The sequence below is a fragment of the Nonomuraea sp. IBHARD001 genome (assembly GCF_056106265.1).
This window is the reverse complement of the sequence record NZ_JBWBBW010000002.1, coordinates 1982501-2001080: the sequence shown is the minus strand read 5'-3', so window position 1 is coordinate 2001080 and position 18580 is coordinate 1982501. Positions and strand designations below refer to the sequence as shown.

General features: G+C 67.9%; 11 protein-coding genes and 2 rRNA genes (1 of these 13 only partly in view). 9 read left to right on the top strand and 4 right to left on the bottom strand.

What is annotated here, in order from left to right:
- The first annotated feature begins 21 nt into the window (after positions 1–21).
- The 7 genes from ACTWNK_RS11355 (at position 22) to ACTWNK_RS11325 (ending at position 10872) form a co-directional block, all read left to right on the top strand.
- Positions 22–1626, top strand: coding sequence for an AMP-binding protein (locus tag ACTWNK_RS11355; RefSeq protein ID WP_474303852.1), 1605 nt, complete (start codon positions 22–24; stop codon positions 1624–1626).
- A 64-nt stretch (positions 1627–1690) separates the two neighbouring features.
- Positions 1691–2659, top strand: a complete 969-nt coding sequence (locus ACTWNK_RS11350) for a LysR family transcriptional regulator (protein WP_474303851.1) — start codon at positions 1691–1693, stop codon at positions 2657–2659.
- A gap of 109 nt (positions 2660–2768) precedes the next feature.
- Positions 2769–6317, top strand: coding sequence for a M28 family peptidase (locus ACTWNK_RS11345; RefSeq protein WP_474303850.1), 3549 nt, complete (start codon positions 2769–2771; stop codon positions 6315–6317).
- A 455-nt stretch (positions 6318–6772) separates the two neighbouring features.
- A complete protein-coding gene (locus ACTWNK_RS11340; protein WP_474303849.1) occupies positions 6773–8389 on the top strand; it encodes a PucR family transcriptional regulator in 1617 nt (538 codons plus the stop codon).
- Positions 8386–9483, top strand: a complete 1098-nt coding sequence (locus tag ACTWNK_RS11335; protein ID WP_474303848.1) for a DmpA family aminopeptidase — start codon at positions 8386–8388, stop codon at positions 9481–9483. The genes ACTWNK_RS11340 and ACTWNK_RS11335 overlap by 4 nt, the downstream gene beginning before the upstream one ends.
- Entirely contained in the window at positions 9480–9788 is a 309-nt protein-coding gene (locus ACTWNK_RS11330) for a cupin domain-containing protein (RefSeq protein ID WP_474303847.1), read from the top strand. The genes ACTWNK_RS11335 and ACTWNK_RS11330 overlap by 4 nt, the downstream gene beginning before the upstream one ends.
- Positions 9789–9837: 49 nt before the next feature.
- Positions 9838–10872 carry a methyltransferase gene (locus tag ACTWNK_RS11325; RefSeq protein ID WP_474303846.1) on the top strand — a complete coding sequence of 345 codons (1035 nt, stop codon included), beginning with the start codon at positions 9838–9840 and terminating at the stop codon, positions 10870–10872.
- Positions 10873–10949: 77 nt separating this feature from the next.
- On the opposite strand, the gene trpS is transcribed toward ACTWNK_RS11325, so the two are convergent.
- Together trpS and ACTWNK_RS11315 are read right to left on the bottom strand one after the other, a co-directional pair.
- Positions 10950–11942: a tryptophan--tRNA ligase gene (gene trpS, locus ACTWNK_RS11320; RefSeq protein WP_474303845.1), complete on the bottom strand. Its 993-nt coding sequence runs from the start codon at positions 11940–11942 to the stop codon at positions 10950–10952.
- Positions 11943–12143: 201 nt separating this feature from the next.
- Positions 12144–12293 (bottom strand): hypothetical protein, encoded by a 150-nt coding sequence (locus ACTWNK_RS11315; RefSeq protein ID WP_474303844.1) that lies wholly within the window; start codon positions 12291–12293, stop codon positions 12144–12146.
- 238 nt (positions 12294–12531) lie between these two features.
- Here ACTWNK_RS11315 and ACTWNK_RS11310 point away from each other — a divergent pair, with 238 nt between their 5' ends.
- Positions 12532–14004, top strand: coding sequence for a phosphodiester glycosidase family protein (locus tag ACTWNK_RS11310; RefSeq protein WP_474303843.1), 1473 nt, complete (start codon positions 12532–12534; stop codon positions 14002–14004).
- 772 nt (positions 14005–14776) lie between these two features.
- Positions 14777–15727: an aminoglycoside phosphotransferase family protein gene (locus ACTWNK_RS11305; RefSeq protein WP_474303842.1), complete on the top strand. Its 951-nt coding sequence runs from the start codon at positions 14777–14779 to the stop codon at positions 15725–15727.
- Positions 15728–15836: 109 nt separating this feature from the next.
- On the opposite strand, the gene rrf is transcribed toward ACTWNK_RS11305, so the two are convergent.
- Positions 15837–15953, bottom strand: a 5S ribosomal RNA gene (gene rrf / locus ACTWNK_RS11300).
- A gap of 76 nt (positions 15954–16029) precedes the next feature.
- A 23S ribosomal RNA gene (locus ACTWNK_RS11295) occupies positions 16030–18580 on the bottom strand; it runs 553 nt beyond the window's last position.

Genomic DNA, 18580 nt, shown 5'->3' with positions numbered 1-18580 from the left:
CCGGCGTAGCAGGATCGGGGCATGAGCACTTTCCGCGCCGCCCGTGACCTGCTTCTCGACGCCGACTACGCCACCGCCAAGCGTGACTTCCGCTGGCCCGAGCTCGACGAGTTCAACTGGGCGATCGACTGGTTCGACGGCGTGCTGGCCGCGGAGACGCCCGACGCCGTCGCCTTGAAGATCACCAGTGGCGCCCGCTACACCTTCGCCGAGCTGGCGGAGCGCTCCAACCGGGTGGCGTCGTGGCTGAGTGCGCAGGGCGTGCGCCGGGGTGATCGCGTGCTGCTCATGCTGGGCAACCAGGCCGAGTTGTGGGAGTCGATCCTCGCCCTGATGAAGATCGGCGCCGTGCTGATCCCGGCCACCACACTGCTGTCGGCCGCCGACGTGCGCGACCGCATCGAGCGCGGCGGCGTGGCCCACGTGATCGCCAATGCCACCGATGCCGGCAGGTTCCCCGAAGGCGACTTCACCAGGATCGCCGTCGGCGAGGCCGATGGCTGGCTGCCGTTCGCCGACTCGGCGGGCGCCACGGCCGCCTTCACGCCGATCGGCGTCACCAAGGCGGCCGACACGCTGCTGCTGTACTTCACCTCGGGCACGACCTCGCAGCCCAAGCTGGTCGAGCACACCCACGCCTCCTATCCGGCCGGCCATCTGTCGACGATGTTCTGGATCGGCGTGCGTCCCGGCGACGTCCACCTCAACGTGTCCTCGCCCGGCTGGGCCAAGCACGCGTGGAGCAACGTGTTCGCGCCGTGGAACGCGGGGGCCACCGTGCTCATCCACGACTACGCCAGGTTCTCCGCCCCCGACCTGCTCGACGTCATGCGCGACGAGTCGGTCGCGACGTTCTGCGCGCCGCCGACCGTGTGGCGGATGATGATCCAGGAGGACCTGCCCCGCTGGCCGCTGGCTCTGCGCGAGGTCGTCGCGGCCGGGGAGCCGCTGAACCCGGAGATCATCGACCAGGTCGCCAAGGCGTGGGGCGTGACGATCCGCGACGGCTACGGCCAGACCGAGACGACCGCGCAGATCGGCAACGTACCCGGCCAGCCGGTCAAGCCGGGCTCGATGGGCCTGCCGCTGCCCGGCTACGACGTCGCCCTGCTCGACCCGATCACCGGCGAGCCCGGCGACGACGGCGAGATCTGCCTGCCGCTCGACCGGCGTCCCGCCGGGCTGATGACCGGGTACGTCTCGGGAGGCGGCGACGCGATGCGGGATGGGTACTACCACACCGGGGATGTGGCCACCCGGGACGCCGATGGATACATCACTTATGTCGGGCGCACCGATGACGTGTTCAAGGCGTCGGACTATCGCATCTCGCCGTTCGAGCTGGAGAGTGTGCTGCTGGAGCACGAGGCGGTGGCCGAGGCCGCGGTCGTGCCCGCGCCCGACCCGTTGCGCCTGGCCGTACCCAAGGCGTATGTGCTGCTCGCGCCCGGTTTCGAGCCGACCGAGGAGACCGCGCGCTCGATCCTGGAGCACACGACGGCCAACCTCGCGGCCTACAAGCGCATCAGGCGCCTGGAGTTCGCGGACCTGCCCAAGACCATCTCCGGCAAGATTCGGCGCGTTGAGCTGCGAGAGCAGGCCCCAGGACGCGAATTCACCCTCTGACCGGCGAATTTGGGTCTTACTGGAAAGGTTCTTTACTTTTACGCTGTTCATTGTGGACTTAGAAGTGCGACACCTCCGAGCCATCTGCGCGATAGCCGATCATGGAAGTATCTCCAAGGCGGCCGTGGCGCTGAAGACCTCTCAACCAGCCCTCGCGGCGCAGCTGCGACGGATCGAGACCATGTTCGGCGGCCCGCTCTTCGACCGGGGCCGCGACGGCAGCCAGCCCACCCCTTTGGGCAGGTGGGTGCTGGTCAGGTCCAGGTCGTTGCTGCCCGCCTTCGACGAACTCCAACGCGACGGCAAACGATACGCCGTGCTCGACGGCGGCACGGTCACGATCAGGGCAGGATGCATGCCCAGCCATCTGGCCGCCTATGTCAGCGGCGCTTTGCGCGACCTCATGCCGGAGGCGCGTATGACCATGCGCACCGAGGAGTCGCTCGACATGTTGCCGGGCCTGCTGGCCTCGCATCGGCTTGAGCTGGCTACTCTCGGTGACTATCCGGGCCACGAACTCACCGCCCCGCCGGGGGTGGTGTACTCGGCCGTGGCCGTCGAGCCCATCTTCGTCGGGGTCGCGGCCGACCACCCGCTCGCGGCCAAGGACGAGATCGAGCTCGGCGACCTGGCGCACGAGGACTGGTCGCTGCCCGCCCTGATGGAGGCCGGGCACCGCGAACACTTCTGGGAGGCCTGCGCGCGAGCCGGGTTCACCCCCGAGGTCGCCTTCGAGGTCTCGGTCACGGTGGCCATCGACGTCATCGCGAGCGCCCGGTGCGTGGGCATGTTCCAGGCGACGACCAGGGGCTATCCGGGCGTCGCGATCCGGCCGTTGGTCGGGACCCCGCTGCAGTTCCGCAACCTCATCGGCTGGACGGTCGCAGGACCCGTCGAGCCGTACGGGGACAAGCTCGTGGAGGCCGTGCGCGAGGTGTACTGGGCCGACACCGAGAACGCCGTGGCCTATCGCGGCTGGCTCGACCGGCACGGACCTCTGCCTCAGCCCACCGGATATAGCGCAAGAGTATAGAAATCTGAAGGGTTACTCCCTGCACACGGCAAATGCCACATTGGGTTCCAGCCCCGGCCGGGCTCCGCTACACATCCCTCCACCCCCCAAGGGATAGGAGTCACCGAGAGTGAACCCCAAGCTCAGGCTGGGCGCCGTCGCCGTGCTATCGGCGGCGGCCCTGACCGCATCCTCACTGGCGGGCGTCACAAGCGCCGCGAACGCCACGATAGCCGCAGGCGCCACAAGCGCCGCAGCGGCGGGGGCGTCCACCGCGCCCGATCCAGCTGCGCTCACCCGCGCCGTCCTTCTCGCCGAAAGCACACTGGCATCGAAGGCCGAAGCCCTCCACACTTCCGACCAGGACGAGTACAGCCTGGCGAAGACCACCGTGGGCTACCGCGGACTCAAGTACCTGCTCTACAACCGCTCGCACGACGGCCTGCCCGTCTACGGCGGCGACGTCATCGTGGCGACCGACCCCACAGGTCAGGCCGTCGACACGGTGACCACCGGCCAGACCGCCGAGGTCAAGGTCGCCACCAAGGCCGGAGTGAGCTCCGCCAAGGCGGCCGCCACGGCCCGCGGCCAGCTCCCGACCGTCCAGTCGGTCTCGGCTCCCACCCTTCTGGTGCACGCCGCCACCGACACGCCCAGGCTCGCCTACGAGGTCGTCGTCAAGGGCGCCTCCGCGAAGGGCCAGGAGAGCGTCCTTCACGTCTTCGTCGACGCCAAGACCGGCAAGGTCTTCGACAGCTACGACGACGTGCGCGCGGGCACGGGCACCGGCCACTTCAACGGCCCGGTGACCTTCAACACCTCCGGTTCCGGCAGCTCCTACTCGATGACCGACACGACGCGTTCGGGTCTTCGCTGTGGTGGGCAGGGCGGCACCGCCTACACCGGCACCGACGACGCATGGGGCAACGGCTCGGGCACCAACCTGGAGACCGCCTGTGTGGACGCGATGTGGGCAGCCCAGAAGGAATGGGACATGCTCAGCCAGTGGGTCGGCCGCAACGGCTTCAACGGCTCCGGCGGCGCCTTCCCGGCCCGCGTGGGCCTGAACGAGGTCAACGCCTACTGGAACGGCAGCTACACCAACTTCGGCCACAACCAGGCCAACACCAAGCAGGCCACGCCGATGGACGTGGTGGCCCACGAGTACGGCCACGCGATCTTCCAGTTCTCCGGAAGCGGCGGCGCCGGCTCGGGCAACGAGGCCGGCGGCCTCAACGAGTCGACCGGTGACATCTTCGGCGCGCTGACCGAGCACTTCGTCAACGCCCCGGCCCAGTACGACGAGCCTGATTACCTCGTCGGCGAAGAGGTCAACCTGGTCGGCCAGGGCCCGATCCGCAACATGTACAACCCGGGCGCGCTCGGCGACCCGAACTGCTACTCCTCGCAGATCCCCAACACCGAGGTGCACGCGGCGGCCGGCCCGCAGAACCACTGGTTCTACCTGCTCGCCGAGGGCACCAACCCGCCCGGCAAGCCCGCCAGCGGCGTCTGTGGCGGCCCGAGCAGCCTGACCGGCATCGGCATCCAGGCGGCCGGCAAGATCTTCATGGGCGGTCTCAACCTCAAGACCTCCCCGTGGACCCACGCCAAGGCCCGCATCGCCACGCTGAACGCGGCCAAGTCGGCCTTCCCGAGCAGCTGTGTCGAGTTCAACGCGGTCAAGGCCGCGTGGACGGCGGTCTCGGTCCCCGCGACCAACGACCCCACCTGCACCGTTCAGGGCGGCAACACCTTCAGCGTCACGCTGAACCCGACGGCCGGCTCCGTCACGGCCGGCTCTTCCGCCACCACGACGCTGACGACCCAGGTCACCGGCGGTAGCGCCCAGGCGATCACCCTGCGTGCGGCCACCGGCCTGCCCGCCGGTGTGAGCGTCTCCTTCAACCCGGCCAGCATCACCGCCGGGCAGTCGTCCACCGTGACGATCTCCACCACCTCCGGCACGCCGAACGGCACGGCCTCCATCGGGATCACCGCCGACGGCGCCAACGAGGACAAGCAGGCGGCGTACTCGCTGACCGTGGGCTCCGGTCCCACCAACCCGACCGACCCGCCGAACATCAGCCTGGCCAACGTCAAGGCGCACCTGTCGCAGTTCGCGTCGATCGCCAGCAGCAACGGCGGCAACCGCAGGTCCACCGGCCCCGGCTACACCGCCTCGGTGAGCTACGTCGAGGGCAAGCTGCGCGCCGCGGGCTACACGGTCGTCCGTCAGGCCTGCACCAGCGGCTGCACCGCGGGCGCCGGTCCGAACCTGATCGCCGACTGGCCCGGTGGTGACGCCAACAACGTCATCATGGCCGGTGCGCACCTGGACGGCGTCTCCGCCGGCCCCGGCATCAACGACAACGGCTCCGGCTCCGCCGCGCTGCTCGAGGTCGCCCTTGCCCTGGCCGCGCAGAACCCGACCATGGACAAGCACGTTCGCTTCGGCTGGTGGACCGACGAGGAGCAGGGCCTGCTGGGCTCCAGGTTCTACGTCAACTCCCTCAGCGCCACCGAGCGCGCGAAGATCAAGACCTACCACAACTACGACATGGTGGGCTCGCCCAACGGCGGCTACTTCATCAACAACATCAACACCGAAGCAGCCCGCTACCTGCGCGAGTTCTACACCTCGCTGAACCTGTCGCCCGAGGAGAACACCGAGGGCGCCAACCGCTCCGACGACGCCTCCTTCAGGAACGCCGGCATCCCCACCTCGGGTGTGGCAGCCGGTGCCAGCGCGAGGATGACGGCGGCGCAGGCCAGCAAGTGGGGCGGCCAGGCCAACACGGCCTACGACCGCTGCTACCACGCCTCCTGCGACAACATCAGCAACATCAAGGACATCGTTCTCGACCGGGCCTCGGACGCGGCCGCCTACGGCATCTGGAAGCTCGCCGTCGGTAGCACGCCGATCCCGACGAACGACTTCTCGATCTCGGTGAACCCGTCCTCCGCCACGGTCACCGGTGGTCAGTCGACCACCGCGACCGTCAGCACCCAGGTCACCTCGGGCCAGGCCCAGAGCGTCACGCTCCGGGCGAGCAACGTGCCCAGCGGTGTGACCGTCAGCTTCAGCCCGGCGACCATCACCTCGGGCCAGAGCTCCACGGTCACGATCGCGACCTCGGCCGGCGCCGGCTCGGGCAGCATCACCATCACCGGTGACGGCACCTCGGTCGACCGTACGACCGCCTTCAACCTCACGGTCGGCGGCGGCAGCACGGACGACTTCTCCATCTCGGTGAACCCGTCCTCCGCCACGGTCACGGCCGGTCAGTCGACCACCACGACCGTCAGCACCCAGGTCACCCAGGGCAGCGCTCAGAGCATCTCGCTCACCGCGGGCAACGTGCCCAGCGGTGTGACGGTGAGCTTCAGCCCCTCGACCATCACGGCGGGCCAGAGCTCCACCGTCACGATCGCGACCGCGGCCGGCGCTTCGTCGGGCAACATCTCGATCACCGGCGACGGCGCTTCGGTCGACCGCTCCACCTCCTTCAACCTCACCATCGGCGGCGGCCAGGGCACCACCTGGCAGGAATGGACCGCGTACGCGGTGGGCGCCGTGGTGACCTACAACGGAGTCAGCTACCGATGCCTGCAGGGCCACACGTCCCTGCCCGGCTGGGAGCCGCCGAACGTTCCGGCTCTCTGGCAGCAGATCTGACCCACTGACGAAGGGCGGGCGGTCGCCGGGGGACCGCCCGTCCCTTCTTTTGCCCGAAAAGCTTCATCGGCCGTGGGCCCGGCGAACAGCCGATCACGGCGGTGAACGAAAGCGGGAGCCACCACCACACCCGGCTCCCGCAGGCCGTACCCCGTGGCCATGGCGGCGGTGACCCCCGCCGCCATGGTCGCCGAGTGCCCGTCGCACGGGCGAACCCATGATCCCGACCCCGGCGGCAGGTGCCGCCCGACCACCGCGAGACCTGAGGCCAGCACTGGGGCGGCCACTCCGATCGCGAACGTCAGCCGGAGCTCGTCCGCGTCGCCAACGGCGTCGGCGCGGACGCCACCACAGCGACGCCGGGGTCGTCCTGAAACGCGGCTCATCGAGCCGCGTTTCAGCATGTAATGAGGCTAATCTCCATACTTACACTCTGATCGGCTAGGCTCTGGGCCGTGCTGCCCACCATCGCCGACGTGCTGGCCCTGGAGACCGTCCGCCGGGGCAATCCTCGCGTCGTGGCGGGCGCCGACCGGCTCGACACCCGTGTGCGGTGGGTCCACGTCGGGGAGATCACCGACATCGCGCACCTGCTGCGCGGCGGCGAGCTGGTCCTCACCACCGGCGTCGCCCTGCCCGACGAGCCGGAGAAGCTGGTCGACTACATCGCCGAACTGGCCGAGGTCGGCGCCTCCGGCCTGGTCGTCGAGCTCGGCCGCAAGTTCGTGCGCGAGCTGCCGCACGCCGTCGTCAAGGCGGCCGAGGAGCACGGGCTCCCGCTCATCGTGCTGGCACGCGAGACGCCGTTCGTGCAGATCACCGAGTCGGTCCACGCCCGGATCATCGACATCCAGCTGGAGGAGCTACGCGCCTCCGAACAGCTGCACGAGGTCTTCACCGAGCTGTCGGTCGAAGGCGCCTCCCCCGCCGAGGTCCTCGCCCAGGTCGTACGCCTGTCGGGCAAGGCCGTCCTGCTGGAGAACCTGGCCCACCAGGTGCTCGCCTGCGAGTCCGGAGGACGTGACACCGGCACGCTGCTGGCCGGGTGGGAGAGCCGCTCGCGTGCGGTCGCCCCGCCGGAACGCACCGCCTACGACCCAGCATCGGGCTGGCTGGTCACCACCGTCGGCGCGCGTGGCCAGGACTGGGGCCGCCTGATCCTCATCTGCGACCAGCAGCCGGGCCCCCGCGACCTCGTTCTCGCCGAACGCGCCGCCACCACGCTGGCGCTCGGCCGACTGCTGGAACGCCACCAGGAGTCGCTGGAACGCCAGGCGCACGGCACGATCATCACCGGCATCCTCACCCACGCCTACGCCGATCCCGACGAGGCCGCCGCCAGGGCTCGGGCCGTCGGCGTGCCGCTGACCGGCCGCAAGCTGATCAGCGTGGTCCTCCGCCTGGTCGACCAGGTCGACACCGCACTCGACGGCCAGGCCCAGCTCGGCGAGCTCGCCGAGGCCGCGGCCGCCGCCTGCCGCGACGCCCGGCTGCCCGCCCTCGTCGGCGCGCTCGACCAGGACCGCATCGGCGTCCTGCTGCCCCTGCCCCCGCGTACCAACGCCGAGCCCGCGCTCACCGCCCTGGCCGACCGCCTGCGCGTGCTGTGGAAGCCCGGCAGCGCCTTCGTCCTGGCCGCCGGATCGGTCGTGGAGTCGATCAGGGACGTACGGCGCAGCTTCCTCGAAGCCGAGCAGGTCGCCGACGTGGCCGTGCGCCAGCCGGACGGCAGGGCCTACTACCGGCTGCCCGACCTGCGGCTGCGCGGCCTGCTGCATCTGCTGCGCGACGACGCCAGGATCCAGACGTTCGCCGAACGCGAGCTCGGGCCGCTGCTGGCGCACGACGCGCAACGCGGCGGCGACCTGACCCGCATCCTGCGCATCTACCTCGACGCGGGCCGCAACAAGGCGGTGGCCGCCCAGCGGGCGCACCTGTCGCGGCCCGCCTTCTACGACCGGCTCAGACGACTCGAACGCATCCTCGACACCGACCTCGACGACGTCGAGTCCTGTCTGTCGCTGCACGTCGCGCTGCTGGCGCTGGAGTCCTTCCGAAGGGAGAACAGATGAGGGCCCGCGACCACGGCATCGTCATCGGCACAGGCACACCGGGCGAGCTCAACGCCATCACCGACGTGCCCGGCGTCCGGGTGGGCCAGAGCACGATCATCTCCGACGACGGCCCCAGGCCGGTCCGCACCGGTGTGACGCTCATCCTGCCGCACGAGGACCTCACCTTCGAACAGCCGGTCTTCGCCGGGTACCACTGGCTCAACGGCAACGGCGAGCTGACCGGCATGGCGTACATGCGGGAGTTCGGCCTGCTGGCCTCGCCCATCGGGCTGACCAACTCCTCCTCGGTCGGCACCGTGCGCGACGCCTTGGTCCGCATCGAGCTCGGCGAGCGCGGCCGGGGCGGCCAGGCCTGGTCGCTGCCCGTCGTCGGCGAGACGTGGGACGGCCGGCTCAACGACATCGACGGCCAGCACGTACGGTTCGCCCACGTCCAGGCCGCCTATGCGTCGGCCTCCGGCGGGCCGGTGGCCGAAGGATCGGTCGGCGGCGGCACCGGGATGATCAGCCACGGCTTCAAGGGCGGCTCGGGCACCGCCTCCCGCCTGGTCGACGGGTACACGGTCGGGGTGTTCGTCCAGGCCAACCACGGGCGCAGGGACAGGTTCGCGGTCAACGGCGTGCCCGTGCCGATGCCCGACGTGCCGCGGCCCGGCCGTCCCGAGACCGAGGGCGCCGGATCCATCATCGCCGTCGTGGCCACCGACGCTCCCCTGCTGCCGCACCAGTGCACACGGCTGGCCCAGCGCGCCGGGCTCGGCGTGGCCAGGCTCGGCGGCGCCGGTGAGAACACCAGCGGCGACGGCTTCCTGTGCTTCTCCACCGGCAACCGCAACCTGCCGCCCAACGCCCTGGACGCGGACCCGCCCCGCGTCCACACGGTGAACGTGCTCGCCGACGACTACATCACGCCGCTCTACGACGCGGTGATCGAGGCGACCGAGGAGGCCATCGTCAACGCCCTCGTCGCGGCCGAGACCATGACCGGTATGAACGGCGTCACCGCACACGCCCTCGACGGCGCCCGGCTGGCCGCCCTGCTCGCCCCAGGAGTCTCAGGAGTCTCAGGAGTCTCAGGAGGAACCCGATGACCGATCTCGCCGCCGCCGGGGTGCTCGTGCACCACGTCGCCGACGTCACGCTCGTCCCCGACGGCCCCACCACCGCCAGCGCGGAGCTCGGCGAGGGCCGGGGCATCTGGGAGATCACGCCGGGCGTGGTGACCGACGTCGAGAGCGACGAACTGTTCGTCGTGCTGTCCGGCCGGGCCACGATCGAGGTCGAGGGCGGCGCCACGGTCGAGGTGGGACCCGGCGACGTGTGCCTGCTGGCCGAAGGCGCGCGGACGACGTGGACCGTGCACGAGACGCTACGCAAGGTGTACCACTCCAGGTGAGGGCCGGTGGGCTCTGGCGTTTTCGCCACAACCACCTAACGTCGGATATGTGCCGCTGCTCCCCAACCCCCTCGAAGCGACCGCGTTCCGCCTCACGGTCGTACCGCCGATGCTGGCCGACTACTTCGGCGTGCTCGGCTTCCACACCCTGCTCGCCGGGGTCAGGCTCGGCCTGTTCGACGCCCTCGCCGCCGGGCCGATGCCCCCGGCCGAGCTGGCGGCGCGCATCGATGCCGACCCCGGCGCCACCGAGGTCCTGCTGCGCTCGCTGACCGGGCTGGGCCACGTCAAGGCGCGGCGCGGACGCTACCGCCTCACCAGGGCGTCGAAGGTCTGGCTGGTCGGCGACTCGCCGAGCACACTCGTCGACGGGCTGGAGTTCTGGGAGCGCAGTGCGTGCGTGATGTGGACCGCACTCGCCCAGACCGTACGCGACGGCGGTCCGCCCGTGCCCTTCTACCGGCTGACCGAGAGCGACCCCGAGCTGTCGCGCTCGTTCCAGGCCTGGACCTCGGCCATCGCCCGCCGCCAGGGGCCCGCGACCGTCAAGGCCATCCCCGTGCACCCGCACGCGCGCAACCTGCTCGACGTCGGCGGCAGCCACGCCGCCTACAGCTGCGCCCTGCTGCGCCGCCATCCCGACCTGCACGCCACCGTCGTCGACCTGCCCCAGGCGCTGAAGTCGGCCGAGATCGACGCCGACCTGGCCGGACGGGTGACGCTGCGCCCCGGCTCCTTCCTCGACCAGGAACTCGGCGACGGCTACGACATCGCCCTGGTGTTCAACGTGCTGCACGGCCTGACGGACGAGGAGTGCGCCCTGCTGCTGCGGCGGGTGGCGGGCTCGCTGAACTCGGGCGGCGTCGTCGTGGTCGGCGAGCAGTTCCGCGGCGGCCTGATGCCCGGCCGGGCCAGCCGTACCCTGCTCGACCTGCTCGACCTGAACTACCTGATCGCGGTGGGCGGCCGGATCAGGACATACGCCCAGGTCGCGGCCATGCTCACCGCCTCCGGCTTCACCCGCCCCCGCCACCGCCGGCCCCTGCGCTCCCCGGCGACACAACTCGCCCTCGCGGTGCGCTGAGGCGGCGGCGATCTCGTGCGGGCCGGCGCCTGGAAGGTTGGAGCCTGGACGGTTGGCGCCTGGAAGGCTGACGACGGTCACAGGCCCATGGCGGTGTGCACCTCCTTCAGGGTGCGTACGGCCAGGTGCCTGGCGCGCTCGTTGCCTTCCCTGAGCACCTGTCTGGCGTCCGCCGGGTCGATCTGCGCCCTTCGTTCCCGGATCGGGCGCAGGAAGTCGTTGACGGCGTCGGTCGTCAGCTTCTTCAGGCCCGCGGCGCCGCCGTACCCGATCTCGTCGGCCAGTTCCGCGGGTGCGCGGCCGAGACACAGGCCGGCCAGGCGCAGCAGGTTGGCCACCTCCGGCCGGCGCTCCTCCTCGAACGTGATCAGGCGTTCGCCGTCGGTGCGGGCCCTGCGGATGAGGGCGGCGCTGTCGTCGGCCGTGGCCGATAGCGCGATCGCGTTGCCGCGGCTCTTGCTCATCTTGCCGCCGTCCAGGCCCATGAGCAGCGGCGTCCGGCCGAGCATCGCCTCCGGCACGGGGAAGACCGGCCCGTAGCGTTCGTTGAAGCGCCTGGCGATCGTCCTGGTGAGCTCGATGTGCGGGAGCTGGTCCCGGCCCACCGGCACCAGCGTGCCCTTGCAGAACAGGATGTCGGCCGCCTGATGCGCCGGATAGCTGAACATCAGCCCGCTGACCGCGCTCTGCGAGCTGTGCGCGATCTCGTCCTTGACGGTGGGATTGCGCTGCAGCTCGGCCACGCTCACCAGGCTCAGGAACGGCAGCAGCAGCTCGTTCAGCTCGGGAAGCGCACTGTGCCTGCAGATCGTCACCCTCGCGGGGTCGAGTCCGACGGCCAGGTAGTCGGCCAGGAGATGGTCGATGTTGTCCTGGATCCGGCCGGGCCGGTCCCTGTCGGTGATCACCTGGTAGTCGGCGATCAGCACGACCATCGGATGCGTCTCCTGCAGCCTGACCCGGTTGGCCAGCGTGCCGAAGTAGTGGCCCAGATGCAGCGGCCCGGTCGGGCGGTCGCCTGTGAGCACCAGGTCGGGCATATCGGCGTCGGGCATATCGAGGTCGGTCATGTCGGGGGTCCCTCTCTGGCAGTCCCGTGCCGGCGAGGCGACCCGCGCGGGGGCCCCGTCGGCCGGGATCCCTGTCGGTCGAGGACCGTCCAGGGAGAGACCGTGCGGGCTGTCCGAGGACGGCCCGCGCATGCGAAGATCAGCGGCCGTCGTCCGGCCGCCACCACATGCTGACGCGTGTCATAACTCCATCGTACGGCCTCAGCCGTGACGATCGGATGAGGCTTCGGCGTGGATGGTGTCGTCGGCGCAGATGTAGAGATCCCATCTACGGGGACGCGCCATGATCGCGCCAAGGATGAAGCCGAGTACGACGCTTGCGAAGATCACTAGGAGGATGCCCAGCCCCATGACGGCTGCCTCTCGGGAGTACGTGCCGCTTGACCTGATGACGTAAGCGGCCTACCGCACCGTAGCCCCGACCTGCGATCGCTCGCAGCAGAACGTCGATGACTGATCCATTTTGACCAGCACGACTAGGTAACAAACCCTGCTCACTTTGCCGGGTTTCGCGTGTTTCACGGGTCTGCGCGCAGAGATCCCGACAGTATGGTGCGGATCGTTTTCCACCCCCGGGGAGAGAGTCTTCATGTCACGACGCGTCATCGTCGGCCTGTCCATGGCCACCGTGCTCACGGTTTCCGCCGTGCCGGCGGCCGCAGCCCAGCAAGCGAGCGTCGGTTTCCCCTCAACGAAGTTCCCGCTCGGCGAACGCACACTGCCCGCCAAGTCCGTCAGATCCGTCACGCCGGGCATCGAGCTCTACAACGTGCTCGCCGGCAAGTCCACCGACGGCTGGACCGCCACCGTCATCCTGGACAACGGCCGCGACCACGGCACCCGCGAGCAGGCCGAACTCAAGGCCACCGAGGTCGAGGCCGCGGGCGAGGTGCCCAGCGTGCAGAAGGTGATCCGCCCCGCGGTCGCCGACGACCCCGCCGAGGAGATCTGGACCGTCAGGGTCGGCCTGTGGTCGTTCAAGGACCAGGCCAAGGCGGGCAAGATGGTCGCCAAGCTCAAGAAGGCCGACATCCGCGCCAAGGCCGACTACCTCGGCGACGACGGCGTCCAGACCACGGGCCCCTGGGACATGCGCGTCCTCATGATCGACCCGCGTACCTTCCGCGGCTCCTTCGCCGCCAGCCTCGGCACCTCCGTCGCCAAGCGCGAGACCACCTCGGCCATGGCCAAGCAGGCCAAGGCCGTCGCGGCCGTCAACGGCGGCTTCTTCAACATCCACACCCTGCCCGCCCTGCGCGGCGAGCCCGTCGGCGTCTCCGTCGTCGCCGGCCGCCTGCTCAGCGAGGCCGTACCCGGTCGCTCGGCCGTCGTGCTCAAGGGCCGCACCGCACACGTCACCGAACTCACCACCGCCGTCACCGCCTCCTCCCAGGACGGCGCCCGCTACGAGGTCAAGGGCGTCAACCGCCTCGGCAAGGGCGCCGAGATGATCCTCTACACCGAGGAGTACGGTGCCAAGACCCCCGCCGACGGCGGCGCCGAAGCCGTCATCGACGCCAGCGGCACCGTCATCTCCCTCCGTACGGCAGGCGGAGCCGTACCCAAGGGCACCCGCGTCCTGCACGGCGCCGGCGTCGCGGGCGAATGGCTGTGGGAGCACGCCTGGGAAGGCTGGAAGATCGGCATCGACACCAAGGTCGTCGACAAGCGCACCGGCAAGGCGCTCCGGCTCACCCCCGACCTGCACGTCGTGGGCGGCGGCGTAGGCCTCGTCCGCAACGGCCGCGTCAAGGTCACCGCCGCCCAGGACGGCCACGCCTCGGTCAACATGGTCCTGCGCCGCCACCCCCGCACCCTGGTCGGCATCACCCGCAAGGGCGGCCTCATCCTCGCCACCGTCGACGGCCGCAAGCCCGGCGTCACCGTAGGCGCCAACATGATCGAAGCCGCCCAACTCATGCGCTGGCTCGGCGCCGTCCAGGCGATCAACCTGGACGGAGGCGGCTCCACGGCCATGGTGGTCTCCGGCAAGGTCGTCAACGCCCCATCCGACGGCCGCGAGCGCCCGGTTGGGGATGCCCTGCTGGTGCTACCGCGGTAGGGGCTGACCGGCTCGCCGGATCGTACGCGTGTCTATGCCCGCCCCGGTAGGCGCACAGCTGGCGTTGCCGCCATCGGGGTGCCTTGGGGCGGGGGGTTGGCGTGTCGGGTGGGTGGGTTGCGGGGGCTTGGGCGTGGAGCCGGATGGCCAAGCAGGCAGCTGCTTGAGGGGCAAGCATCAAGGACCCCAAGCGACCGAGCCCCTTGGGGTAGGACGGGTCTTAGCTGCAGGAGGGTGAGGTGTCCAGCAGGGTGAGCTGGGCTTGCAGGGTTAGCCTGCCAGCATTCCGCCTTGTGCAGTCCGCGCGCACGCGCTGCTGCGATTGACGCTTACCGCATTCTGCTGGGCGCTCTTGGGGTTGCCAGCAGAATGCCCTCCCCTGCTCCTCGCCCTGAGCTTCCCCACATACAGTCAGCGCAGGCTTACCCTCACCAGCAGAGCAAGGCCGAGCAAGCAAGGGGCGACCGAGCGAGCACCGCATTCTGCTTAGACCCTTTAGAGCTCCCAGCAGAATGAGCCGCCCCGCCAGCGACTCCTCGCGCGGACTGCATGGACACAGCGTCGAGGCTGACGCTCATCGCGCTCTCGTTGGCGCGCTTGGCGATAGGCGCCTCTCGATCCTGGCGCTTCCTCGTGGCTGGGTGTCGGCCTGCCAGATTCACGCAGGCGCCCAGTCACGCCTCCCCATACGCATGCCTCTCCCCTTACGCCAACAACCGGGCGACCATATTTCAGATGAAACGCCAGCCCTCGCGATGAAAGAGTGCTGCCCATGGAGAGGGTGCAGGGTGTGGAAGTGCAGCCGCTTGTGGAGCAGCGGGCGCGGCAGCTTGGGGAGGTGGGGCTACGGTGGGTGGCCGGCCTGCCGGGTTTGGTGGGGGAGCTTGAGCGGCGGTGGGCGATCACGGTGGGCGAGTCGCTGCCGGGTGGGTCGGCCGCGTATGTGGCACGGGCTCGTACCGCGGATGGTCGGGCGGTTGTGCTCAAGTTGGAGCTTCCCTCCCCGGACCTGACGTTCGACCAGCAGGTCCGTACGATCGCCGCCGCCGACGGCCACGGATATGTACGCCTTCTGGAATACGACGCGGCGCGGCATGCCATCCTGCTCGAATCGCTCGGTACGTCCTTGGAGGATTCGCCTCTCCCTCCCGAGCGGAAGATCGAGATTCTCGCACGAACGCTTCAACAAGCTTGGCAGGTGCCTCGCCCTACGAATTGTTCCGTCCCGGACACCGACGAGAAGGCGCAGCAGCTCGTCGACCTGGTCACCGACCTGTGGACCACACTCGACCGGCCCTGCCCGGAACGCGTCGTCGCCCGAGCCCTCGACTACGCTCAGCAGCGCATCGACGCCTACTCGCCGGAGCGCTGCGTGGTCGTCCACGGCGACCCGCACCCGGCCAACGCCCTCCAGATCTCCACGCCTCGCGCGGGCGCCGAGTCCGGCTTCGTCTTCGTCGACCCGGACGGCTTCCTCTCGGACCCGGCGTACGACCTGGGCGTGGTGCTGCGCGATTGGACGCCCGAACTCCTCGCCTCTCCCGACCCCGTCGCCCTGGCCCGCCGGTACTGCCGCCTCCTGGCCACCCATACCGACGTGGACGAAACGGCCATCTGGCAATGGGGCTACCTCGAACGCGTCTCCAGCGGCCTGTTCATCCAGAGCCTCGGCTCCGTGAGTCAGGCCCAGCCCTACCTCCTCACCGCAGAACGCCTGCTCTAGCCGACAGCATCCCGCTTCCAGCATTCTTCGGCGTTTTCGGCGCAACATTCTTCGGTACAACGCAAAAAGGGCCACCCCGCACAAGCAGGGTGGCCCTTCTCGAAAGATTGTCCGGCGGCGACCTACTCTCCCACACCCTCCCGAGTGCAGTACCATCGGCGCAGTAGAGCTTAACTTCCGGGTTCGGAATGTAACCGGGTGTTTCCTCCACGCTATAACCGCCGTAACACTATGAAACTGTCAAACAGACCAGCTGTTTGTGGTTTCAGAATTGCCTAGTGGACGCGAGCAAAAGTTGCTTTGTGGTCAAGTCCTCGGCCTATTAGTACCGGTCAGCTCCACACGTTACCGTGCTTCCACCTCCGGCCTATCAACCCAGTCGTCTACTGGGAGCCTTACCCACTCTCATGGTGGGAGACCTCATCTCAAGGCGAGCTTCCCGCTTAGATGCTTTCAGCGGTTATCCCTTCCGAACGTAGCCAACCAGCCGTGCTCCTGGCGGAACAACTGGCACACCAGAGGTTCGTCCGTCCCGGTCCTCTCGTACTAGGGACAGCTCCTTTCAAGTCTCCTGCGCGCGCAGCGGATAGGGACCGAACTGTCTCGCGACGTTCTAAACCCAGCTCGCGTACCGCTTTAATGGGCGAACAGCCCAACCCTTGGGACCTACTCCAGCCCCAGGATGCGACGAGCCGACATCGAGGTGCCAAACCATCCCGTCGATATGGACTCTTGGGGAAGATCAGCCTGTTATCCCCGGGGTACCTTTTAGCCGTTGAGCGACGGCGCTTCCACATGCCACCGCCGGATCACTAGTCCCAGCTTTCGCTCCTGCTCGACCCGTCAGTCTCACAGTCAAGCTCCCTTGTGCACTTACACTCGACACCTGATTGCCAACCAGGCTGAGGGAACCTTTGGGCGCCTCCGTTACTCTTTAGGAGGCAACCGCCCCAGTTAAACTACCCACCAGACACTGTCCCCGATCCGGATCACGGACCAGGGTTAGACGTTCAAAACGACCAGAGTGGTATTTCACCAATGACTCCACCACCACTAGCGTGACAGCTTCACAGTCTCCCACCTATCCTACACAAGACGTTCCAAACGCCAATGTCAAGCTGTAGTGAAGGTCCCGGGGTCTTTCCGTCCTGCTGCGCGTAACGAGCATCTTTACTCGTAGTGCAATTTCGCCGGGTCTGCGGTTGAGACAGCGGGGAAGTCGTTACGCCATTCGTGCAGGTCGGAACTTACCCGACAAGGAATTTCGCTACCTTAGGATGGTTATAGTTACCACCGCCGTTTACCGGCGCTTAAGTTCTCAGCTTCGCGACTTACGTCGCTAACCGGTCCCCTTAACGTTCCGGCACCGGGCAGGCGTCAGTCCGTATACATCGTCTTACGACTTAGCACGGACCTGTGTTTTTAGTAAACAGTCGCTTCCCCCTGGCCACTGCGACCCCCACCAGCTCCAGGCGCAAGGCCTATCACCAGCAGAGGTCCCCCTTCTCCCGAAGTTACGGGGGCAATTTGCCGAGTTCCTTAACCACAGTTCACCCGATCGCCTTGGTATTCTCTACCTGACCACCTGAGTCGGTTTAGGGTACGGGCCGCCATAACACTCACTAGAGGCTTTTCTCGGCAGCATAGGATCATCCACTTCGCCACAATCGGCTCGGCATCACACCTCAGGCTTAATAAGACGCGGATTTGCCTACGTCTCGCCCTACATGCTTACCCCAGGAACAACCATCGCCTGGGCTGGACTACCTTCCTGCGTCACCCCATCGCTTACCTACTACCCGATCGGTCCGAGCGTTCACCCCACCAAGACCCGAAGGTCACAGGAGGGGTTAAGGACTCTTAGCATCACGAGGTTCAGTATGGGCGCGTTAAAGCGGGTACGGGAATATCAACCCGTTGTCCATCGACTACGCCTGTCGGCCTCGCCTTAGGTCCCGACTTACCCTGGGCGGATTAGCCTGGCCCAGGAACCCTTGGTCATCCGGCGCGAGGGTTTCTCACCCTCGATTCGCTACTCATGCCTGCATTCTCACTCGTGTACGCTCCACGGCTAGATCACTCTGCCGCTTCACCGCAGCACACGACGCTCCCCTACCCATCCACACCTTGCAGTGTGAATGCCACGACTTCGGCGGTGTACTTGAGCCCCGCTACATTATCGGCGCGGAATCACTTGACCAGTGAGCTATTACGCACTCTTTCAAGGGTGGCTGCTTCTAAGCCAACCTCCTGGTTGTCTCTGCGACTCCACATCCTTTCCCACTTAGCACACGCTTAGGGGCCTTAGTCGGTGATCTGGGCTGTTTCCCTCTCGACTACGGAGCTTATCCCCCGCAGTCTCACTGCCACGCTCTCACTTACCGGCATTCGGAGTTTGGCTGACGTCAGTAACCTTGTCGGGCCCATCGGCCATCCAGTGCTCTACCTCCGGCAAGAAACACGTGACGCTGCACCTAAATGCATTTCGGGGAGAACCAGCTATCACGGAGTTTGATTGGCCTTTCACCCCTACACACAGGTCATCCCCCAGGTTTTCAACCCTGGTGGGTTCGGTCCTCCACGAGGTCTTACCCTCGCTTCAACCTGCCCATGCGTAGATCACTCCGCTTCGGGTCTACAGCATGCGACTCAAACGCCCTATTCAGACTCGCTTTCGCTACGGCTCCCCCACACGGGTTAACCTCGCCACACACCATAACTCGCAGGCTCATTCTTCAAAAGGCACGCAGTCACATCACACACCAGACAAGCTGGTGCAAGCTCCTACGGCTTGTAGGCACACGGTTTCAGGTACTATTTCACGACCCCTCACCGGGGCGCTTTTCACCTTTC